The sequence below is a fragment of the Streptomyces altiplanensis genome (genome assembly GCF_053591575.1).
Window position 1 is genome coordinate 1 of sequence record NZ_JBSFUB010000220.1, and the last position, 1,830, is coordinate 1,830.

Sequence of the window (1,830 nt, forward strand, 5' to 3'; positions counted from 1 at the left end):
TTTGGCGATTTCCCCCCCCCCAGAACGCTGCTTCGATATGACGCTGGAATTTCGGATGCCCAGGAGACCTCAACTTTAGCCGTATCGCCCGATCGGCTGCCTGCTGACGACGAACCATCCCACACCTCGCTGATCATGAGGTGTTGCGACGACCGATTGAATCCGCCTTGCGATCCGCGGTCCGCGTGGAAAATCACCCCGGTGACGTCGCCGCCGCGGGCCGCCGCGGCCTGGAGCGCGTCGATGACGAGGCTGGCCCGCATGTGCGGGGCCATCGAGTAGCCGAGCACCCGGCGCGAGCGGATATCAATGACGCAGGCGAGGTAGAGCCATGCGGATCCGACCTGCACGTATGTGATGTCGCCGCACCACTTCTCGTCCAGGGCGTCAGCGGTGAAGTCCCGCTGGACCAGGTCCGGCACCAGCGGGGCGAGACGGTCCGCGATGGTGGTGCGCTTCTTCTTGCGCAGGTGACGGCCGACGATGCCGTTTTTGCGCATCAGCCGGGCGACCCGCTTGCGGTTCACCGTGTGGCCGAAGCCGCGTAGTTCGGCATGGACGCGAAGCGCGCCGTAGTTCCCGCGGTGTTCGGCGTGGATCTCTCGGATCTCGTCGACCAGGGCCTCCTCCTCGGCTTGGCGGGTGGCCCGAGCTTCCGCGTCGGCGATCCACCGGTAGTAGCCGGAGCGGGAGACTTCCAGGACCTGGCATATCCGCTTGATACCGAACGTCTCGGCGTGGGCGGAGATGAAGTCCCAAGCGGCGGTCTTCACTTCATCTCCCGGGCGAAATAGGCCGCCGCCCGCCGCAGGATCTCCCGCTCGAGTTGCCATTCCTTCTCCGCCTTGGCCAGCCGGGCGTTCTCCGCGCGCAGCCGGACCAGCTCGTCCATGGCATCTCCCGGCACACCGGACGCGGCCGGACGGCCGTCGGCGTCACGCACCCAGGTCCTCAGAGTTTCGGGGTTGACGTTCAGATCGGCCGCGACGTCCCTGAACGTCCGCCTGCCGGCCGAGGCCCGCCACAACGCGATCGCGTCGGACCGGAACTCTGGACTGTACTTCGAGGGCCGTGCCATATGGATCTACATCTTCCTGGACCATCGAGATCCATTGCCAGGTGTGTCCACACCACGGGAGTCACCTCAGTCGTCGCCACGCACCCCTTCTGGGACACGGTGGACAAGGACAAGGTGGTGGAGGCACGGATGGCACTCAAGCACGCCCACGAAACCCCCGACGACCACGCGGCCGCGTAACTGTCTCTTTCCCGGCCGCAGTCACTCTCTCGCTCAACGCATGAGGTGCCCGTGGTCGTCACCTGGGGCATGGACTGGGCGTGACGGCCGTGGAGAGCGATTGTTGGAACGGGCCAGTGCCCGGCTGAGAATCCTCAGCCGGGCACTGGCCCGGGTCTTGCACTCCACCGACTGTTCCTCAGCGATCAACAGCCACGGGGCGTGTTGTCCGCAAACCGGCGTTCCCTGTCGTGCCGTGGCGGCCCGTTCACCAGGGGTGCTCAGCAGGGCAGAGTGGTCTTGCCGGCAGCGCCGGTGGTGCCGGTGGTGCCGTTCGCGAACATCGTGGCGGCGGTGCCGTTGCCGCCGGGCTTGCCGGGGCACACCGGACTGGCCGCGCCGCCGGCGCCGCCCGTGCCGCCCGTGTGGCCGCCCCCGGCCTTGGAGGCGCCGCCGTTGCCGCCCTTGCCGCCGGCGATACCGGCACCGGCATTGCCGGCGCCACCCACGCCGCCCTTGCCGCCGGTGCCGCCGAGCGTGGCGTCACCGCCGAAGCCGCCGCGGCCGCCGTCACCGTTGGCGCCACCGGCGCC

Annotated in this window: 2 pseudogenes; both read right to left on the bottom strand. The window is 68.5% G+C overall.

The features are described 5' to 3' along the window. Positions 1 to 167 precede the first annotated feature (167 nt). Positions 168 to 1,078, bottom strand: a pseudogene (locus ACWD0Y_RS36585) (IS3 family transposase); the annotation flags it as partial. A 440-nt stretch (positions 1,079 to 1,518) separates the two neighbouring features. Then, a pseudogene (locus ACWD0Y_RS36590) lies at positions 1,519 to 1,830 on the bottom strand (collagen-like protein); the annotation flags it as partial.